The 19,466-nt window shown below is 42.1% G+C and carries 17 protein-coding genes; 7 read left to right on the forward strand and 10 right to left on the reverse strand.

What is annotated here, in order from left to right:
• The first annotated feature begins 51 nt into the window (after nt 1-51).
• The 3 genes from C9414_RS00320 to C9414_RS00330 are packed head-to-tail and all read left to right on the forward strand — an operon-like array spanning nt 52 to nt 2,381.
• Nucleotides 52-981, forward strand: coding sequence for an ABC transporter ATP-binding protein (locus C9414_RS00320; protein WP_107162817.1), 930 nt, complete (start codon nt 52-54; stop codon nt 979-981).
• Nucleotides 978-1,928: an ABC transporter permease gene (locus tag C9414_RS00325; RefSeq protein WP_107162818.1), complete on the forward strand. Its 951-nt coding sequence runs from the start codon at nt 978-980 to the stop codon at nt 1,926-1,928. Before C9414_RS00320 ends, C9414_RS00325 begins: the two co-directional genes overlap by 4 nt.
• A gap of 24 nt (nt 1,929-1,952) precedes the next feature.
• Nucleotides 1,953-2,381, forward strand: coding sequence for a DUF4064 domain-containing protein (locus tag C9414_RS00330; protein ID WP_107162819.1), 429 nt, complete (start codon nt 1,953-1,955; stop codon nt 2,379-2,381).
• Between the two features lie 41 nt (nt 2,382-2,422).
• On the opposite strand, the gene C9414_RS00335 is transcribed toward C9414_RS00330, so the two are convergent.
• The 7 genes from C9414_RS00335 to C9414_RS00365 form a co-directional block, all read right to left on the reverse strand.
• A complete protein-coding gene (locus C9414_RS00335) occupies nt 2,423-3,751 on the reverse strand; it encodes a CitMHS family transporter (RefSeq protein ID WP_064498906.1) in 1,329 nt (442 codons plus the stop codon).
• Nucleotides 3,752-4,035: 284 nt separating this feature from the next.
• Entirely contained in the window at nt 4,036-6,102 is a 2,067-nt protein-coding gene (locus tag C9414_RS00340; RefSeq protein ID WP_047203727.1) for a beta-galactosidase, read from the reverse strand.
• Nucleotides 6,103-6,125: 23 nt separating this feature from the next.
• Entirely contained in the window at nt 6,126-7,334 is a 1,209-nt protein-coding gene (locus tag C9414_RS00345) for a glycoside hydrolase family 53 protein (RefSeq protein WP_107162820.1), read from the reverse strand.
• Nucleotides 7,335-7,345: 11 nt separating this feature from the next.
• A complete protein-coding gene (locus C9414_RS00350; RefSeq protein ID WP_041087477.1) occupies nt 7,346-8,188 on the reverse strand; it encodes a sugar ABC transporter permease in 843 nt (280 codons plus the stop codon).
• A gap of 1 nt (nt 8,189) precedes the next feature.
• Nucleotides 8,190-9,428, reverse strand: a complete 1,239-nt coding sequence (locus C9414_RS00355; RefSeq protein ID WP_047203725.1) for a carbohydrate ABC transporter permease — start codon at nt 9,426-9,428, stop codon at nt 8,190-8,192.
• Between the two features lie 146 nt (nt 9,429-9,574).
• Complete coding sequence (gene ganS / locus C9414_RS00360) at nt 9,575-10,840, reverse strand: galactooligosaccharide ABC transporter substrate-binding protein GanS (RefSeq protein WP_047203724.1); 1,266 nt, start codon at nt 10,838-10,840, stop codon at nt 9,575-9,577.
• Nucleotides 10,841-11,012: 172 nt separating this feature from the next.
• Entirely contained in the window at nt 11,013-12,008 is a 996-nt protein-coding gene (locus tag C9414_RS00365) for a LacI family DNA-binding transcriptional regulator (RefSeq protein ID WP_107162821.1), read from the reverse strand.
• Between the two features lie 172 nt (nt 12,009-12,180).
• Here C9414_RS00365 and C9414_RS00370 point away from each other — a divergent pair, with 172 nt between their 5' ends.
• Nucleotides 12,181-13,080: a LysR family transcriptional regulator gene (locus C9414_RS00370; protein WP_106025414.1), complete on the forward strand. Its 900-nt coding sequence runs from the start codon at nt 12,181-12,183 to the stop codon at nt 13,078-13,080.
• A 15-nt stretch (nt 13,081-13,095) separates the two neighbouring features.
• Here C9414_RS00370 and C9414_RS00375 read toward each other — a convergent pair whose 3' ends face one another.
• The 3 genes from C9414_RS00375 to C9414_RS00385 form a co-directional block, all read right to left on the reverse strand.
• Nucleotides 13,096-14,772 (reverse strand): hypothetical protein, encoded by a 1,677-nt coding sequence (locus C9414_RS00375; RefSeq protein WP_039182688.1) that lies wholly within the window; start codon nt 14,770-14,772, stop codon nt 13,096-13,098.
• Between the two features lie 82 nt (nt 14,773-14,854).
• On the reverse strand, nt 14,855-15,265 hold the full coding sequence (locus tag C9414_RS00380) for a hypothetical protein (protein ID WP_041087490.1): 411 nt from the start codon (nt 15,263-15,265) through the stop codon (nt 14,855-14,857).
• A 12-nt stretch (nt 15,266-15,277) separates the two neighbouring features.
• Nucleotides 15,278-16,771, reverse strand: a complete 1,494-nt coding sequence (locus C9414_RS00385) for a lipase family protein (protein WP_483295684.1) — start codon at nt 16,769-16,771, stop codon at nt 15,278-15,280.
• A 101-nt stretch (nt 16,772-16,872) separates the two neighbouring features.
• On the opposite strand from C9414_RS00385, the gene C9414_RS00390 reads away from it, so the two are divergent.
• The 3 genes from C9414_RS00390 (at nt 16,873) to C9414_RS00400 (ending at nt 19,346) form a co-directional block, all read left to right on the forward strand.
• Nucleotides 16,873-17,367, forward strand: a complete 495-nt coding sequence (locus tag C9414_RS00390) for a DUF1433 domain-containing protein (protein ID WP_107162823.1) — start codon at nt 16,873-16,875, stop codon at nt 17,365-17,367.
• Between the two features lie 94 nt (nt 17,368-17,461).
• Nucleotides 17,462-18,397 carry a nucleoside hydrolase gene (locus C9414_RS00395; RefSeq protein WP_107162824.1) on the forward strand — a complete coding sequence of 312 codons (936 nt, stop codon included), beginning with the start codon at nt 17,462-17,464 and terminating at the stop codon, nt 18,395-18,397.
• Between the two features lie 91 nt (nt 18,398-18,488).
• Entirely contained in the window at nt 18,489-19,346 is an 858-nt protein-coding gene (locus C9414_RS00400) for a MurR/RpiR family transcriptional regulator (RefSeq protein ID WP_107162825.1), read from the forward strand.
• Nucleotides 19,347-19,466: the final 120 nt, after the last annotated feature.

Genomic DNA, 19,466 nt, shown 5'->3' on the forward strand with positions numbered 1-19,466 from the left:
TATCAAGAAATAGAATGATAGATGATACTTAGACAAAGAAGGAGAGGTAACGTGACGAACGTTTTAGAACTGCATAATGTATCTAGACATATTCGCGGGAAAAAGATTGTTCAAGACTTGAGTTTTTCTGTCGAAGCGGGCGAAGTCTTTGGCTTCTTAGGACCAAATGGTGCAGGGAAAACAACAACCATTCGTATGATGGTCGGTCTTTCTCCCATTACATCTGGTGACATTCTGATTAATGGTCATAGTATTCAAACCTCCTATCAGCATGCCATCCAAGATGTCGGTGCCATTATTGAAAACCCAGAAATGTATAATCACTTAACCGCAAGACAAAATCTTGTTCATTTTGCCAGAATGAATGGGAAAGTGGATGAAGCGCGAATTGATGAGCTGTTAGAGTTAGTCAGCTTACAGCATGTCAAACATAAACGTGTGCGTACATTTTCATTAGGAATGAAACAGCGATTGGGTATTGCGCAGGCACTCATACATAGACCGAAACTGCTAATCTTAGATGAGCCAACCAATGGACTTGATCCTGAGGGGATTCGAATGATACGAGATTACTTGAGAAGGCTTGCGAAGGAAGAAGGGCTGGCTGTTATTGTTTCAAGTCACCTCATGTCAGAGATGGAATTGATGTGTGATCGCTTTGCAATTATTCAAACAGGAAAGTTAGTTGCCATTGAGGATCAGCGTGCTGAGACGAAGCAGGATGATTTGGTTAATTATCGAATGAAGGTAGCAACCGGGGAGCTTGAAGAAGCACAGAAGCTCATTGGTGCATTTGAGGAAGGCGTCACTGTAAGAGAAGAGGAGCAGTATTTATTCTTCTCTATGCCAGAACAAAAAATGCCAGAATTAATTCGTCATTTGAGCAGCGCGTCTATTCATTTGTACGAAATCAAAATCGAAAAACAAACCTTAGAAGATAAGTTCTTAAGCTTAACAGGTAAAAAGGAGGCAGACGTATGATTCGCCTCATTCAAAACGAGTGGATGAAGATCAGTTATCGTGTTGGTACTTGGATTATGGTTGGGCTTCTTGTATTAGGTATGGTTGCCACGTTGATCTTTGTAGTGAAAACAAATGACAAAGATCAAGCTTCAGGTGATTGGAAAACCCAGCTAGAAATGATGAATAAGGAAAACAAGAGGGAGCTCAAAGAGACAGAGAATGGTTTCTTTAAAAGAAACCTTGAAAAAGAGATCGCTATTAATGATTATCGAATCAAGCATAACTTGCCGCCGGCTGATCAGTTTAGCGATAGTGTATGGGACTATGTGAAAACAAACGCCAGTTTACTTCAGCTTGTAGGTGTGTTTGTGATCATTATCGCTTCCACCATTGTGTCGGCTGAATACAAGCATGGTACAATTAAATTATTATTGATTCGTCCACCATCAAGGCTAAAGATCCTAATATCTAAATATATTACGGTGCAGCTGTATGCTCTTTTACTTGTTGTGGTGCTATTTATCTTGTCATTCATTTTGGGTGCTATTTTCTTTGGACTTAACACTGATTATGTGAATTTGGTTTATCAAAATGGTGAAGTGATTGAACGTTCGCAGTTTGCCCATATGGTCTATTATTATCTTGCTCATTGTGCAATGTTTGTCGTTTTGGGAACCCTTTCGTTCGCCATTTCTACAGTATTTAGAAGTGAAGCTATCTCCATTGCCATTAGTGTGTTAGCGTATATTGTGGGTGGATCAGTCACAGGTATTTTAATGCTCTTCTTTGATTGGTCAAAATATCTGTTATTTGCAAACGATCCATCCCAATACTTTATGGAACAGGTTACTCTTATCGAAGGTATGTCTCTAGGATTCTCATTAATCGTCCTAGTCATCTATTGGGCTATTTTCTTAGCCATTGCCTTAATTGTCTTCCAAAAGCGTGAAGTGAAAACAGGTTAATTTAACTTTTTAGGAGGTTTACACATGATTAAACGTAAAGGTGAAAAAATTATGGGGATTATTAGTATTGTCCTCAATGCCATTGGTGTTGGGTTTGGGGCATTAATCCTTTCTGTGGGTCCATCTTTTTATGATGAAATCAATGAAGTGTTAAAAGAGGAAGGGGAAACATTGCCGATCGAAACGCTTCAGGCTTCGGTTCAGGCATTTGGTACTCAGTTCATGGTCGTTTCCGCAATTGCGGCTGTGCTGTCGATTGTCGGCGTGATTTTCTTGAAAACTGACCGCCGTGCCGTGCTATCAGGTATTCTTTTCTTGGTTTCTGCTGTGACTCTTTTAATTGGAACAGTTGGCCTTGCATTCGCTCCAATGGTTCTATTGTTTATCATTGGATTAATGTCTCTTATTAGAAAGCCGAATACAGACATTCACACAAGTGAATATCCTTCATAATGATAGAAAAGACATGCGCATATCCGCGCATGTCTTTCTTTTTAAATGATGCCAATCAGCATCGCCACGAACAGAAGAATAATACTGAATCCCCACATCCAAAAGAAGGAGTAGCGGATGTGTTTCCCCATATCAACCCCTGCAAGACCTACAGCGAGCCAAACAGCGGGAGCAAGCGGGCTGACAAAGGTTCCGATGATGTTCCCAATCATCATGGCATATGCCGCAGAAGTGCCTGGTACGCCAACTTCAGATGTAATGGATTCAACAATTGGCAGAAGGGCGTAATAATAAGCATCTGTACTTGTCAGCATATCCAGCGGCACCCCAAGCAGCCCAACAATGATATGTAAAAATGGCAGCAAGAAGGCTGGTAAAATGTGAATACTGTCCACAGCAATGGCTTTCAGCATTCCTGTGCCTTCAAGAATTCCTAAAAATGACCCTGCGGAGAAAATGACAGCCGCCATCATCAGCGCACTAGGTGCGTGTGCCTTGATCCTTTCCATTTGCAGATTCACATTCGGAAAGTTAATCAATAGTGCCAGTGACAGGCCAATCATAAACATAAAACTAGCAGGAATCACGTTCAACACAAGAAGCACGACAACAGATACAAATAGGATGAGGTTGACCCAGATGAGATGATAACGCTTTAAAGAGGCGTCTCCCGTTTCACTAATAGACTGAATGGCACGATCCCAATCTGCACCTTCTAGTTGAACCGCAGCTATTTCATTTGCAGCAATTTTCACCCGAATTCGTTTTTCTTCCCTTTTTCCTAAAATGAATGCCATCCCTAATACGAGCACAACGCCAATGAGCTGAATTGGAATGAGTGGCACCCAGAGTTCAGAGGGATCCATATTCAGGACACTTGCTGCCCGTCCAGTCGGTCCGGCCCATGGAATCATATTGGTTAATCCGGCACTCGTCCCGATTAATAACAGCAGTAAATAAGGACTCATATGTAATTTTTTATAAAGCGGAAGCAGTGCAGGTACAGTTAATAAAAAGGTCGTAGCCCCTGCTCCGTCTAAGTGTGCGATAACCCCAATCAAAGCAGTTCCCATTGCAACTGTGACAACATTTCCTTTTGTCAGCTTGATTAAAGCTTTAATTACAGGTTCAAAGAACCCTGTATCTTGCAAAATGCCAAAAAATAAAATGGCGAAGATAAACATGGTCGCCACCGGCAATACTTTGATAATCCCTTCCTCAAAGAAGGTTTGAATGTCATTGATCCCAAATCCCGCGATGAGTGCCCCTATTAAAGGCACCATGACCATGGCGACAATTGGACTTGCTTTCCCCCAAATCAGCAGCACAACAATCGTTAAAATAATCATCAAACCAACAAACGTTAACATAAGCCCCTCCCCCTGCAAATAAACCGTTTACATTTATCTATTCTTTTCATTCAATGCACTCCCACAGGTGCATTGAAAAAAAAGATTATCAAATTTACGAGTATGAAGCAACCGCTTTCATACCTATACAATGGTAAAAAAGGATGGAGAGACCAGTCGTAATGCGGCATCAATTATTGCAAAAAAATTTAGATAAAAAATAACTAATGAATTCACAGTAATAAATATGGGTATATATACTTATTTAAATCAAAAAGCGCCCAATAAATGGACGCTTCTTTCAATTATTTTTTCAAGATGACGTACTCGTAAGGATCAAGTTGAAGCTGCTCAGGCACTTGCTGGCCAGTCAGTATATTCTCATAGCTTGCCTCTGAATCTAGTGACATGTTCTGCTGCTCTTCTGAAAAATTCATCAAAAACACATAGTCCTGCGTACCGTCTGTTCGTTTTTGTACGCTGACTCCTTCTGGAATTGCACTGGATAGGACGGGCTGTATGCCAATACCTGCGATAAGATCTTCGTAAAACTCATCATAAAAAGCCTGTTCATTTTCTGAGGCCATATAGTATGCCTTCCCTTTTTCTAATGAACGGACAGTCAGGGCTGGCTGTCCTTCGTAGCAGCCATTCTCAAAATGCCCTAGCACAGAGGCCGTTTCAGGATGTATGGATTCGCAATATTGTTCGACATGATAGGTGCGTCCATTCCCTGTCGTCATTAACACATGTTCATCTGGCATTAAAGTGTTGATTTCCTCTGCCCAAATGCCAAGTACATGGCGGAGAGGACCAGGGAAACCTCCGAGGAAACAGAGATCATTTTCATCGACCATGCCGCTCCAGTAAGTCGCAATAAAAATGCCGCCCGCTTTGACAAAGGCTTCAATTTTTTCTGCAACGCCTGGTTTGATCATGTAGAGCATTGGCCCAATGAGCACACGATAGGATGAGAAATCCTTTTCCATTCCGACAATGTCAACAGGGATACCTTTTTTCCAAAAGCTTCGATAGTGAGTTTGACAAGCCTCTACATAGCGTTTGTTTGTATTATTTAAGCCTTGCGCATCATCAATGGCCCAGTGGTTTTCCCAATCGTAAATGATGGCAACCTCTGGCTGAACGGATGTGCCCGCAATTGGCTGCAGCTGCTCCAGTTGTTTTCCTAGATCAGCTACCTCTTGAAACACGCGCGTATGTTCATGGCCAGAATGATCGACAACGGCACCGTGGAATTTCTCAGACGCGCCTCGGCCTTGCCGCCACTGGAAATAAAGCACGGAGTCTGATCCGTGGGCAATGGCCTGCATGGCAGAAAGGTGTGCCATGCCTTTATGTTTGACCTTGTTCACTTCATGCCAGTTCACAAGGCTCGGCGTACTCTCCATGACGAGAAACGGCTGTCCGTCCTTTAAGGAACGATACAAATCATGTACAAAGGCGACATTTGATGCTAATTCGGCAGTTGTTTCTCTACCGCTATGCCAAGCAGGATAGCTATCCCATGAGATCACATCGACCTCTTTAGCAAATTGATGATAATCCAGCCCAAGGAATGGACGCATATGCGGATAGTCACCCATAAAGTTCGTGGTTACTGGGATATGAGGCGTCAATTCCCGCAGCGGTTCAATTTCATTTTGATAAAAATTAATCGTTTGCGCTGTGACAAAGCGTTTCCAATCCAGGTTCATGCCGTGAATCATGTGCTCCCCGTGTGGTGCGGGTGACTCGATTTGTGACCAATCACTATACGTGTGGCTCCAAAATCCCGTCCACCATGCTTGATTCAAAGCCTCAAGATCATGATTGTATTTGTTTTTCAAATAGTCTCGAAATGCTTCCTGGCAAAGATCGCAATGACACTCGCCGCCGTACTCATTTGAAATGTGCCACATGATCAGTGCTGGATGATTCTTGTAGCGTTCCGCAAGCAGCCGGTTGAGTGTATTCGTTTTCTCTCGATAAACCGGAGAGGTGAAGCAATGATTATGGCGCAGTCCATGTAAGTTACGCTGACGATTCGCTTCGACGCGCAATACTTCTGGATATGTTTGCGACAGCCAAGCAGGTCTTGCCCCGCTTGGCGTAGCGAGAATGGCGTGTGCCCCCTGCGCTGCCAAGCGGTCCATAATGTCATCCAGCCAAGCAAAGTCATATTGACCTTCTTTTGGCTCTAGCTTACTCCATGCGAATATGTTGATGGAGAATGTTTGACAGTGTGCAAGCTTCATTAATCGAAAATCTTCGTCAATGATCTCTGGCATATGGAGCCATTGATCTGGATTGTAATCGCCACCATGCAAAAAGCCTTTCACATTTGGGTGAACGAGTGGGTAACGCTTTCCCATTTTGTCACGTCCTATCCTTTTAGTTACGGTGTCATTTGTTTAAATACATCAAGAGAAGGCAGTGCTTTTCCGTTGAAATCAAACATCGCTTGATTTTCCCACGCATTTCCGACAGTACCGGTGGTTTGAATATAAGCGAGCCCGTATTGACTAGACCACGGAGCACCTTTTGCTGGAATCCAAAGCGGCTCCCAATAAAAGAATCCTTTTCCGCGGTTGTTGTTTACTTTTGAAATCTTTTCGGATAGATCTCGTATAAAAGATGCCTGGCCTTGAGGTGAGGCTGGATAGCCGGCTGTGTTGACAGAGTCTTGATTAAATGAGTTATCTAGGTTGTCACCGTTTGCTGTCGTAAAGCCGTAAGCAGTTTCTACCACGATGACGTCTTTGTTATAGCGGGCGCTAATATCATTCATATTGGAGGTCAGACCGCTAAAGCCGCCGTCCCAATATGGGTAATAAGATAAACCGATTGTATCGAATGAGACGCCTCGTTTTGTGATTTCATCAAACCACCAGCGGGATGCACCATTGTCTCCGCCATGTGCAAGGTGAAGCATGATTTTGATGTTTGAATCGACAGAGCGGACGGCATTTGAGCCAGCTTTTAGCAAAGCAGCGAGCCGATCAAATTCACCACCGCCTTCACCCCAGCTTTTTCCGTTTGGCCACAGCATACCTGAGTTCAACTCATTCCCGACCTGAACCATGTTCGGCAAGGCATTTTGCGCTCTCATCGCTTTGAGCACATCGCCTGTGTAAGTGCCGACTGCTTTTTCTAAATCACTTTGTGAGAGGGACGCCCACGCTTTCGGTTTGAATTGTTTACCCGGATCCGTCCAGAAATCACTGTAGTGAAAATCAAGAAGCACTTTCATATTTTGTGCTTTTGCACGTTTCGATAAAGCGATGGCTGTATTGAGATCATTTGTCCCGCCGTTATAGGCACGGCCTTGATTGTCATATGGATGGTTCCACAGTCTGATACGCACATAGTTGACGCCTTTATCCTTTAATAGCTTGAGCGGATCAACCTGCTGTCCGTTCTGGTTGTAGTATTTGCCGCCGCTTTTCTCCACTTCTGCAAGCATCGAGATATCGGCTCCCTTGATGAAATCACCTTGCAGTCCATTGATCGGCTGAACAGAAATCGCATCTGCCTTAGCTTCAGGCAAAACACCTAACCCTATCAGAAAGAAAAAGGCAACAGTGACAAGCAACCATTTTTTCATCAAATCTCCCCTTATCCTTTTGTCCCGCCTTGTGTGAGACCGGACACAAATTGTTTTTGTAAAACAAGGAACAATAAAGCGACTGGAATTGCAATGAGTAAAGCCCCGGCTGCAAAGGTCGTGTAGCTGGCACCCATTTTATCTGACACAAGATTGTACAGACCGATTGGGAGCGTATACATTTCAGGTGAGCGGACAATGACACTGGAAATGATGAAATCACCCAGTGGACCTGTAAATGAGTTGATCGCGACAACGGCTAAGATGGGCTTAGCGAGCGGCATAATAATTTGAATGAAAATCCGGAAATGCCCTGCGCCATCCATTCTGGCTGATTCATCGAGATCCTTCGGAATCGCATCAAGATAGCCTTTCATTAAATACGTATTCATCGGAATTTGTCCACCTGCATAAATCAAAATCAGGGCAAGGTGGCTATTAATGAGTCCAAGCATTTGAGCAAGAACAAAAATCGCAATCAGCGCTGAAAATTGAGGAATCATTTGCAGCAGCAAAAAGAGCATCAGCCCATTTTTCCGTCCTTTGAAGCGGAATCTGGAAAAGGCATAGCCTGTAAAACTAACAAGAATCAGCGTTAAAACCATAGTGGCAATACTGATCTTCATTGAGTTCCAATACCATTTTGCATAAAGTGCCCCCTGACCGAAGAACAGCTCGGTGAAATGGCTGAACGTTGGATTCTTCGGAAACATACTGGTACTCATCAGGCTGTTCCCAGGGTTAAAAGAAGCACCAATCGTCCAAAGCAGTGGATATAGAATACAAATGGAGGCAATGAAAAGGATAAAATAAGTGATGCTCAGGCGAATGAGCTTGTTTTGTTTTGATCCCATATCACATCATGTCCTCCTCTTTGAATGAATTCGTTCTCTTAAACTGCCAGAGTGCAATGGCGATGACAAAGATTGAAAGTAAGATCGTGACTGCGGCAGCAAGTGCATATTGAGATGACTGCATCGTGAGTTTGTAAATCCAAGAAACCAAGATGTCCGTTCCCCCAGCAGTTGAGCCAGCAACAGGCGGTCCTCCGCCATTAAATAAGTAGATGATATTAAAGTTGTTAAAGTTAAACGTATATTGCGTGATTAATATAGGCGCAATGGAATAAAGGACAAGCGGTAACGTGATGGACCGGAATTTCTGAAAGAAGTTTGCCCCATCAATGGTCGCAGCTTCGTATAGATCTTCTGGAATCGCCTGCAAAACACCGGTTGTCATAATGAAAACAAAAGGGAATCCAAGCCAAGTTTGCATCGCAATGAGTGCGATTTTGCTCCAAAATGGATCTGTTAGCCATGGTTTTGGATCAATCCCAATCGATGCAAAAAGTGTGTTGTTAATGGCTCCAAATGTATCGTTGAACAGTCCGGCAAACACCAAAATGGTCACAAAACCTGGAACAGCCCAAGGAAGAATCAAAATCGTTCTAAAAAACCGTTTTCCCTTTAAATCCTTCTGGTTGAGCAGAACCGCTAGAAAGATGCCAATGGCACATTGAAGGGTCGACGCAGCCAACGTCCATACGACGGTCCAGCCAAGTACATCAATGAAAGTGTCTCTCCAAATATCAATTGAAAAGATATTTTGAAAGTTCTTGATCCCTACCCAATCAATCAGATTGGCAGGAGGCGAGTGGTATAGATCGTAGTTCGTAAAAGCCAGCGCAAAGCTGAACATAATAGGAAAGACAACAGAGAATAGAAGTAAAAAGAAAGCAGGAGTGCTCATTAAGTAAGGAAAGCCTTGGTCGATAAGCTGATGATATTGAGCTCGGATGGAATGGAGCGGAACCCCTTGATCACGTTTCTTTCCGTTTATAAAAGCATCACGCATCATGAGTACGTAAAAGCCGATACCAAAACCAGCTGTTAACAGCGCAATAATCCCTTTTGCCAAAAGAAAAACAGAGTTGTCACGAGGCAGCATCGTACCTAGTGTGAACAGCCCCCAGAAGCCAATATTGAATAAATCATAAAATACGATGATAAAAGAGACGCCGAATAGGAAAAAAAGGGCCCCTTTGCCGTACTGTTTATTGTATATCTGCCCCATCCCGGGTATAAGGGAGAACATTAGCGCCCGTCTCCGGTGTATTTTTGATTCCACTATGTGTGTGCGGTCTAGTTCAAGGTTACCCGTCACGTCTAACACCTACTTCATATGAAATTAGATCAAATACGGGCAGCTTGATAGACTTAAAGGCTACCCGGGTTTGATGATTATTTAGAGTGATTTGCTTTAATTTGAGAGTCGATTTGATTGACCGCATCATCAAATGCCTTTTTCACATCTGTTCGTCCGGTTGCAATGAGACCTAATGCGCTGTCAATCGGCTTCCACACCTCTGCCATTTCAGGGGTATTCGGTGTCAGCGTGGCATATTTCGTTTGTTTTGAAACAGCATCTGCATTTGCGTTTTCAGTAATAATTGGATCCTTCATCAGCTTTTTCACTGGTGGAATTTCCTCTGTTACTTCGAATCGCTTCTTCGAATTTTTTTCATTCGTGATAAACTCAACAAATTTCTCAGCAAGGTCTTTATTTTTAGAATAAGAGGAGACGTTGTAGCTCTTTACACCTAGGAATGAGCTCATATGCTTTCCGTTCGGGAGTGTTGGCAGCTCTGTTACGCCATAGTCAATTCCAGCTTCTTTATATGGACCAAATGACCATGGACCAGAAATGACAGCTGCCGCCTTTTTCTCTGTGAATAAGGAGTTGAGGACATTGATTCCTTGTTCACCAATGATGCCTTTCGGGAAAAGTCCTTCGCTGAAGAATTTTTGAATGTATGCTCCTCCTTCGATGGCGCCATCGTTGTTCAGGCCAATATCCTTCACATCATAGGAGCCATCGCTTTTCTGTTTGAAAATATATCCCCCTGATCCGCCTAACACACTTTGTGCATAGTAAATTTCATCCCATTTTGCAACAAAACCGTATTTCCCGTCTTTTGTCAGCTTTTTCGAAAGGTCATACCAGCCATCAAGTGTAGTTGGTGCCTTTTTGACAAGGTCTTTGTTATAGAAAAGCACAGTCGTTTCAACGGATTTCGGAAGGCCATACAGCTTGCCGTCTACCGTTTGTGATTGAATGGATTCGTCTGTAAAGGAATCGATTACTTTTTGATCAGGCTTGATTTCCTGTAACAGCCCCTCAGTAACAGCTGATCCAATTTGATCGTGAGGCATTGTGATGACGTCTGGGCCTGTCCCGGCTGCTCCATCAAGGCGGAGAGCTTCGATTTGGTCAGCATACGCTTTTTCGACCACTTTGATTTTCACATCGTTTTGTTTTTCGAATTCTTTTACAGCGTCTTGAATCCCATCAGACTTTTTGACATCCTCCCATACTAGCAAGGTCTTTGTACCTGTAGATGCTGGCTGACTCCCGCTTGAATTGTCATCTCCTGGTCCGCATGCTGAAAGCAGAAGCACAGCAGTACCAACGACTGCTGATAATGTCGCCCATTTTCCCTTTTTCATTGGTAATCCCCTCTCGTTCTTTTTTCACAGATGATAAGAAAACGCTTTCTTAATGTGAGAATATCAACTTAAGTAAAAAAAGTAAACATATTTTATTAAATTTATTAAGTAAATTTTTTTACTCATATAGAGAGAAAAGAAGCCCTCCACATTAGGAGGGGCTTCCAGTTGATTATATGGTGCTTTTCCGAAAGACAGGTTCTGAGGCAATTAGCACAGTTTTAGGCAATGTTCTGCCGTCCACAAGTCTTTCTAAAAGTAAATCGATCGCTGTCTCACAAAGTAATGACGTTTGGATATGATACGTGGTGAGCGGCGGCGACACATATTGAGATACATGAATATCGTTGATACTAAAAACGCTGACGCGATTCGGCAGAGAAAATCCGCGCTCATTTAATGCTTGTAAGCAGCCGATGGCAAGAGGGTCACTAGCGACACAAAAAGCGGTGGGCAGATCATCACCAAGCTCATCAATCGCCTTCATCATGAGCGAATAGCCTTCATCGACTGAGAAATGGTGGCCGATATAGACCAATCGCTCATTAAGTATATGGCGGGCAAGCATGTATTCACGGAAAGTCGTTTCACGAATATCTGGAATGTGCACATTCGTATTGAGATCAAGATCTGTGCCGCCAATGAATCCAATGGATGAGTGTTCTTTTTCAATAAAAGAATCGATGATCTTTTGAACAATTCGTTTCAGGTTCGGCTTTACAGAATCAAAACGATCTTCATCTGGTGTCGTATCAATAAAGACAATGTGCGGAGTTACAGCATATAATTGGTCAAGCTCTGACGTTTTAAATCGGCCGATGGCGATGATCCCTTCTGTAGCAGGATCAATGGAATGAAGGCCATCAGACGGGTTGTAAGCGGTAACATTTAAACTCCGAGTGTTGGTCAGTTCCTCAATGCCTAGTCGAATGGATTTAAAATAAATATCTTCAAGCTCTTCCTTTTCGGTCATCCAATAGAGAAAGGCAATTTTTTTTAATGAATGTTTGAATGTCTTCTTTTGGTAGGACAAAGCTTCTGCGGCGGCATATACTTTTTCACGTGTTTGATCGGTGACAGATAGGTTGGGATCTTGGTTCAGTACGCGAGATACCGTTGCAATGGATAAACCTGCTTTTTCTGCAATGTCCTTTATTTTAGCTGCCAAATCAGCACCTCCTATAGAAAATATCTCCTCTTAGTATAGAGTCTTTAAAAAAATTAGTAAATATTTTTATTAAATTATTTTCGTTTAGGCGGTTCTTTACGTGCTGGAAAGGAATTAGTAAGATATATATATGTAAGGTGTTGGATTAAGATTTCTGATAGGAGAGGGACCGATGTATTACGATGCACTGAAGACTTTTGTGACAGTGGTGGAGGAGAAGAACTTTACAAAAGCAGCCCAAAAGCTGCGGATTTCTCAGCCGAGTGTCAGTCTTCATATTAAGAACTTGGAGCAGGAATTCCAGACCGTACTGCTGAATCGTTCGCCAAAGCAATTAACCGTTACACCAACTGGGGATATGCTGTACCATCGATCAAAACAAATCATTCGTCTCTATGAACAGGCGAAGCAGGACATTTATGAGCATCATCATTTGGCAAGAGGAAAGCTGACCATCGGGGCGAGCTTCACAATTGGTGAGTATGTGCTGCCGCAAATATTGGCGGAGTTTCATCAGCTCTATCCGCATGTTGATATTGAGGTGGTCATTGATAATACAGAGGCGATCGCCGGACACGTCCGTTTATTCCATGTCGATATCGGTTTGATCGAAGGACAAACCAATGACAAAGAGCTTTCTGTAGAAACTTTTCTAGAGGACGAGCTGTATATTGTGGCGCCATTAGATCATCCTTTTGCCAAGAAGAAAGATGTCACCATTGATCAATTACAAAACGAAACATGGATCACGAGAGAAGAGGGATCAGGGACAGGAGAATATTTACAGCATGTCCTGAAATCAAATGGACTGAAAGCACGAACCTTTGTGACCTTTAGCAGCAATCAAGCCATTAAAGAAGCTGTAATCCACGGAATGGGTCTTTCTGTTTTATCTAAATATGTCCTCCAGCGAGGCAGCATTGGCGGTGAATTGGCTGTTATTTCTGTGAGAGGCATGGATTTCAAACGAAAATTCTCCTATGTTGAGTCACCGATGACCGGGGGAAATAAAAATAAGGAATTGCTCGTTGAATTGTTAAGGAAAGAGAAAAAAGAAGCTTCTCCAAAATAGGAGAAGCTTCTTTTTTTATAACCCTTTGATTTTGATTTCATCGACTGGAAGGAAGATCTCACCTGTATCTGTATATTTCATGGTGACCTGATCGCCTTCTTTTAAATAAATGACGAGAGGTTCTTTTTCAGATGACATAGTGTAGCTTTTTCCATCGTCTAGCAGGAAGGTGACGGTTGTATAATCACCGGTCTTTTCTTTGTAGACTCGTTTGACCTTCCCTGCTGCTTCTTTCTTTTCTTGCTTAGAGGAACTGTTAACGGTACCGCCGCCTTTTTGCAGAGCTGTTTTATAGGCTCTCAGTGCTTCGTTTGGTGTAGACGCGTACGCAGCGATTTCTGGATTGGCTGCAGAAACGATAAAGTAGTTTTGCAGGAATCCATTTGAATCGAGAACCGGTGTGAGCCAGCTGGCTTCACCATAGAAATTATAGAGAATCGGCATGCGCCCTTTCCATTTCTTCTCGATGAATCGTTTCTCAATAATTTGCAGAGCGCCCTGAGAATCCATATAGGATTCTTCAAGATTTCCGGTATAATAAGTTGCTTTTCCTGTCCGGGCATTTGTCAGGGCATATCCGAGCATGGAATCAACGCCCTCTTTCGGACTTGTGAAATCTGTGAAGTAATACATATCTCCTTTTGAATCAAACACTGGGCTCACATTTGCTTCCGTTCCTTCATCGGAAGGCAGCTTTACATCTGATTTCCCAAACATACTGTTCCAGAACCCGTGAATATAGTTTCCGAAATAACTGTTTTGCAGACTGACCGCCTCTGGTGAAACAGCACCATCGATAAAGGCAGGTACTTGATCTAGAGCATATTTCTTCGTGGCACCCGTTTTGGCATCAACAACGACCACACCGGAAGCTTTAAAGCCGTTTCGTGCAGAGATGAAATCGCCATACGTTTGAATGTAATAAGGCTTGCCGTCATCATTGATTTCCAGCTGTGTATCGCCGTAGAAAATCAAATCTGGGTACTGGAGACGGATATGCCGCTCAATTTCTTTGTTGAAATAGGAGGAAGGCGTATAAACCATCTCCGTCTTCACGAACTTTGGATTAGCAGATGAGTCGGTCGCACTTAATGTAAAGTAACCCGGCGTGCTGCCTGCACGAATCCATTTAAAGAAGTCCGAGAATTCCACCGGAGCGATGTAAACATACTCACCATTGACCTTCTGAATTTGCAAGCTTCCAAGCTCATAGTAGCTTGTATTTGGAACCTGTCCGAACGATTTCTTCATTTTATTGCGGGCAAATTGAGGCGGTACACTTGCAGGTGTTTCTGTCTCTTCAAACGCTTTGATTTCTACTTTTTGCTCCATTTTGGAGACATCGAATTTCTCATTCGCATTGAATAGAAAAGCTGTCGCCATGTAAACACCGAGCAGTAATAGAATAAGGAACAGCACGCCTTTGATTTTACGCTCCAATCCAACTGACAAAAAGGCGCCTGCTGCTGTCACAACAAGACCAATCAGCCATAGGGAGGAAGGGTTCCGATCTAAATTGGTGATGTAATAGAAAACAAAAATACCGATCATAAACAGTAAAGCAAGGCCTGCAATCCACATGAACGGCACCTGCTGTTCTGTTCCTTTCTTTCTTATAATCAACCTAATTGGTGTGAGCAAAAGGGTCAGGACAAGACCGATCACAACCGAAAATAACAGAATATATCCCACAAACAGATCTCCTTTCAAATCAATCACTCTTTTAGTATATACGAGTGAGGCAGGGAAAAGATTCATCGGATGGAAGGTTCATCTAAATGCCAATCGAGTTGATGGCGGAACGAACATCTTCTTTCAGTTCGTAAAACTTGAGTCTTTGTTCAATTTTTTCTATTAAGGCGTCAATGGCTTGACCTGACATATGTGTTTGGATGCGATTTTGATGTGTATACACTTTGATCTGAAGTTCATCGATTAGATCTAAAATTTTTTCCGCTTCTTGACGGTCATCTGCAAATTCATTTTGAAGCTGATGCCGGATGGCTCTGATAAGTGCTGTTTTCTGTTCTTCTTTGATCTTTGCTTTCAAAGCTGCCAGCTCTGCTGGTGTCATGTCTTCCGTGTCAAAGTTTGCTTTTGAGAAGATGGAGCTTGATGTATGCGTATCTGTCATTCTTTGCAAAAAACGATCTGCATCTGTTGGCTGTTTCTTTGAAAATTCCATTTATCGTACTCCTTAAGAAATACCCATGTTCTTCGCCAGGGCTTTATCTGCATCGTGGTATTGTTTTCCAAAATCGCTCATATCATCTGATATTGAGTCCATCCACCTTTTCATATTCATAGCGCTATCAATCGCTGTATCATACTTTTTGACCGAATAGAACTCATTTTCAAGACCCTCTGTTTTTAAGTGGCGAATCACGGCATCTACATCTGATGCCGTCAGCTGATCATACGAACCGAAACCGACAATTTGTTTGTATCTCGAACGAACTCGTTCTACCGATTGATCTACTTTGTCATCGAGTTTCTCAATTTTGCGAATGATTTGCTGCATATGGTGATCGGCATATGTCGAGAATTTACGCCCTGTGTTCATGAGAACGTGGGACTTAATTAAAATCGCCACTACACTATGCGGATCAACATTAGATTGACCCAACTGATGTAACATGGCCGTGGTAAGAGAAGGATTTTTTCTCAACATATCATCAATGGTTTGAACGGAGCCATCTGGCGAAAAGGTATAACGATCTAATCCATGGCTGCCAGCGAGGGCTTCAAGAAATAAATTCGCATCCAGTGAAGGATTCACACTCATTGCCCGATTGAGGAGGTCTTTTATGAATTGGACGGCTTTTGAGGAGTCCTCGGAGTAATCGACGCCTTCAGGGAGAGCGGCATCATACATCACTTTCACTCGACCGATTTCTGTCGTATGCCGATTTAAAAGAGAAAGCCCGTCATTAAGATTGATATATTCTGTTAATCTACTGCGGTAATCGCCTTTTAATGCTTTAGCCTGTAGACCATCCGATAGATTTGGGTAAATATTCGGATTCTCAAATGTGACCCCGCCTTGAATAAAATCATTTTTGACAAGAACATAGGAAGCATTTGACCCGCCAAGCGAATGCCCTGTCACATACATCTTCGCATTCGGCATTTTCTTATGGATTTCTTTCGCATACCGATCCGCTTGAACCATTTGATTCTCTGCACCATGCTCAAATGGGATATTTTTAATCAGATACTTTGTATCCGAAACCATCCAATCTTGAACAATTTCATTTGTATAGGCGGTTGTGCCTGTTGTCAACTTAGTCGTCACTTCCTGTGAACCCTTCGACCGACTAAAAGGAGGCAGCTTCGTCAAAATGGTAGAAAGAAGATCATCTGACTCTTTTTTTCCATGTTTTTTAATGGTATCTTTATATTGGCCTGCACCAATCGGTTCTGAGCCACGGTAGGCGATGACGGCGTTTTTGATTTTGGTGAGGTCTTTGCCTTTGTTAGAAATACGATAATCCTCTCTTGAGACAAGGGTTAGTGCATTTAGACCTTTTTTTGTTTCTTTATAATCAACCACATACATTTTCCTACCTTGGCTTATAACTATGTCACTAGACTTCTTGTAATTATCTATTTTATAAGATGCATTCGAAATAAAATTATAGTCTTTATCGTTAAGCTGAAAGTGGGATTTGTTTTTAGACAAAATTGTCACTCCTGTAATATTTATCTTAAATATTATAAGTTAAAATATAATAAATATCTATAAGAAGAGCGAATCTATCAATTAAAATATTTAAAGGTGGATATTTTTTAATGAAAAACACGTTGAAAATTGTATTTATTTTGTTTACTATCGTTATTATTTTGGTAGGGGCACTTATACTACAACAAGTTAAGGAAAAAAAATCAAGTGATTCAGGAGGTAAGAGTACCGTGCAAGAGAAAAGCGATCAAGAAAAGGCCGAAGAATTCGCAGAAAAGATGAAACCAAAAATTGAAGAACGTTTACACGAAGAAGATATTCACAATTTTATCAAAACCATCACATTTAAAAAAAATGTATCTATAAGCCCTATGGGTTATGTCACAGTTGATGGATATATAAATAATGAGCCTGATAAATACCATTTTTCTGCATCATTAATATACAAATCTAATGAAATAGGTTCGATGAGTCATTCCCCTGATTTATCAGATCGCTTTGAGAACTGGGATGATTTTGATCCGCAAGTGAAAGAAGATTTTTTGAATAGTCTCTCTAAAAAGGAACGTGAACAGTATCTAAAGGACATTGGAGAAAAAGAGTAATAAGATCAACCTGCTAATATTCCCTAAATAGTTGAAGCAGGCATATGCTATCATTCACCTAACAACACTTACAAACAAGGGAGAGATTTCACCCATGGCAAATACAAAGAAATTGATCTTGGATGTAGATACTGGAATCGATGATGCGATTGGGATTTTGCTGGCAGTGAAAAGTAAGCAGTTTGATATGTTGGGGATGACAACGGTGTGCGGGAATGTGTCTGTCGATACCGCTACTTTGAATACGTGTAAAGTGCTTGAGCTGGTTGAGGCAGATTACATTCCTGTCATCAAAGGTTCAGCAACCCCTCTTTTAAGAGCACCTCATTATGAACATCGGGTACACGGTGAGGATGGAATTGGCGGCGCTTTAAAGGACGCCCGGCCTGAGAAGACCGCAGATGCTGGTTTTGCGCCTGATTTTATCATTGAACAAGTGCTGCAGTATTCGAAGCAGGTCACGCTTGTGTTGACAGGGCCCTTAACGAATTTAGCCCTTGCGGTAAAAAAATGCCCTGAGCTGATTCATCATGTGAAAGAGGTCATTTTTATGGGGGGAGTCGTGCAGGGACAGGGGAATGTCACACCGGTTGCGGAATTTAATACATATGCAGATCCAGAAGCGGCAAAATTGGTGCTGGAGGCTGGGTTCCCTTCATTGACTCAAGTAGGGCTGGATGTCACGAGACAGGTCTTGTTAACAGATGAGAGAATCGATGCCATTCAAAATGAAACGTTGGCAGCTTACATCAGAGAGAGTACAAGCATTTACCGCCAGCGCTATTTTGAGCGTAATGGTGTGTGGGCGTGTGCCATGCATGATCCGCTTGCTGTAAGTCTTGCCATTAACAAGCAGCTTGTAAGCACACAAACATTTCATGTAGAAGTGGAGACGAAGAGTGAGTTTTGTGACGGTCAAATGATCTGTGATTTTCAGCACCAATGGGAGAAAGAGCGCAATGTCCAAGTGTGTATGGATGTAGATGCTGAAGCTTTTTTTGATTTATTGATCAAAACGATGAATTCATAAAAAAGAAGTCTGTGCAAACAGGCTTCTTTTTTATAAGATGGGAACATGAGGAAATGTATGCGCTCACATGAAAAGGAAGGAGTGAAGTCAATTGGCTTCTGTCAGTTTAAGTAGTATTGAAAAAATACGAGCAGCAAGCAGAGGGTTGCCGCCAAAGCTGAAAGGAATAGCAGAACATATTACGAGTGAACCTGGCGACATTATTCATTTATCTATTGTCGAGCTTGCCAAAAAGACAGCGAGCTCAGAGGCAACGATTTTTCGTCTTTGTAAAAGGCTTGGATTTGAGGGCTTTCAAGATTTGAAGATTGCAATTGCCCAGGAAATAGATCAAACAAAGCCTGATTATGTAGACGAAGAAATGAGTCTTGATGATGATACGGCCGTTTTTATGCAAAAGGTTTTTCAGGCGAATATATCCGCATTAAAGGATAGCTTTCAATTGTTGAATCCAGAAGATGTAGAAAAAGCCATACAAATCATTCATGAAGCAAAGCGCTTAGAGTTTTATGGGAGTGGCGGGTCTGGCCTCATTGCAACAGACGCTTTTCATAAATTTATGAGGACAGGCATCAACTGTATTGTTCACACCGATTCTCATTTTCAAGCGATGTCTGCCGGTCTTCTCGACCAGTACAGTACAGTGATCGGTATATCTCATTCTGGACGGAATAAAGATTTACTCGATGCGATGAAAACAGCAAAGGAAAAAGGCGCGAAAACCATCGGTATTACAAGCTATCAGCGCTCTCCGTTGAGCCAGCTTGCTGATGTCACGTTGTATACATCGACGCAGGAAACGGCCTTTCGAACAGAGGCGATGTCTGCAAGACTTGCTCAGCTCACTGTCATTGACGTACTATACTTTGCACTTGCTCACTTAAGGCAGCAGGAAACTTTATCGAATTTAAAACAAATGAGAGAAACCATTTCACAAAAAAGGGTGTAATGGTTTCAAAAATAAATTTTTCTATTAATGAAAAATGCCGTTGTGGTAACGATTGTGAGCTTTTAAGTGAAAAAAATTTTCTTTTCAGTCGTTGAATGTCGAAAAAATTATTCCTATAAT

The sequence above is a fragment of the Bacillus sp. Nf3 genome (genome assembly GCF_003028545.1).
Classification (GTDB): Bacteria; Bacillota; Bacilli; order Bacillales; family Bacillaceae; genus Bacillus; species Bacillus safensis.

Excerpts from the sequence above, each read along its gene's own strand:
- C9414_RS00325 (WP_107162818.1), top strand. The coding sequence starts at position 978 with ATGATTCGCCTCATTCAAAACGAGTGGATGAAGATCAGTTATCGTGTT.
- C9414_RS00330 (WP_107162819.1), top strand. The coding sequence starts at position 1,953 with ATGATTAAACGTAAAGGTGAAAAAATTATGGGGATTATTAGTATTGTC.
- C9414_RS00335 (WP_064498906.1), bottom strand. The coding sequence starts at position 3,751 with ATGTTAACGTTTGTTGGTTTGATGATTATTTTAACGATTGTTGTGCTG.
- C9414_RS00340 (WP_047203727.1), bottom strand. The coding sequence starts at position 6,102 with ATGGGAAAGCGTTACCCACTCGTTCACCCAAATGTGAAAGGCTTTTTG.
- C9414_RS00345 (WP_107162820.1), bottom strand. The coding sequence starts at position 7,334 with ATGAAAAAATGGTTGCTTGTCACTGTTGCCTTTTTCTTTCTGATAGGG.
- C9414_RS00350 (WP_041087477.1), bottom strand. The coding sequence starts at position 8,188 with ATGGGATCAAAACAAAACAAGCTCATTCGCCTGAGCATCACTTATTTT.
- C9414_RS00355 (WP_047203725.1), bottom strand. The coding sequence starts at position 9,428 with ATGTTCTCCCTTATACCCGGGATGGGGCAGATATACAATAAACAGTAC.
- ganS (WP_047203724.1), bottom strand. The coding sequence starts at position 10,840 with ATGAAAAAGGGAAAATGGGCGACATTATCAGCAGTCGTTGGTACTGCT.
- C9414_RS00370 (WP_106025414.1), top strand. The coding sequence starts at position 12,181 with ATGTATTACGATGCACTGAAGACTTTTGTGACAGTGGTGGAGGAGAAG.
- C9414_RS00380 (WP_041087490.1), bottom strand. The coding sequence starts at position 15,265 with ATGGAATTTTCAAAGAAACAGCCAACAGATGCAGATCGTTTTTTGCAA.
- C9414_RS00390 (WP_107162823.1), top strand. The coding sequence starts at position 16,873 with ATGAAAAACACGTTGAAAATTGTATTTATTTTGTTTACTATCGTTATT.
- C9414_RS00395 (WP_107162824.1), top strand. The coding sequence starts at position 17,462 with ATGGCAAATACAAAGAAATTGATCTTGGATGTAGATACTGGAATCGAT.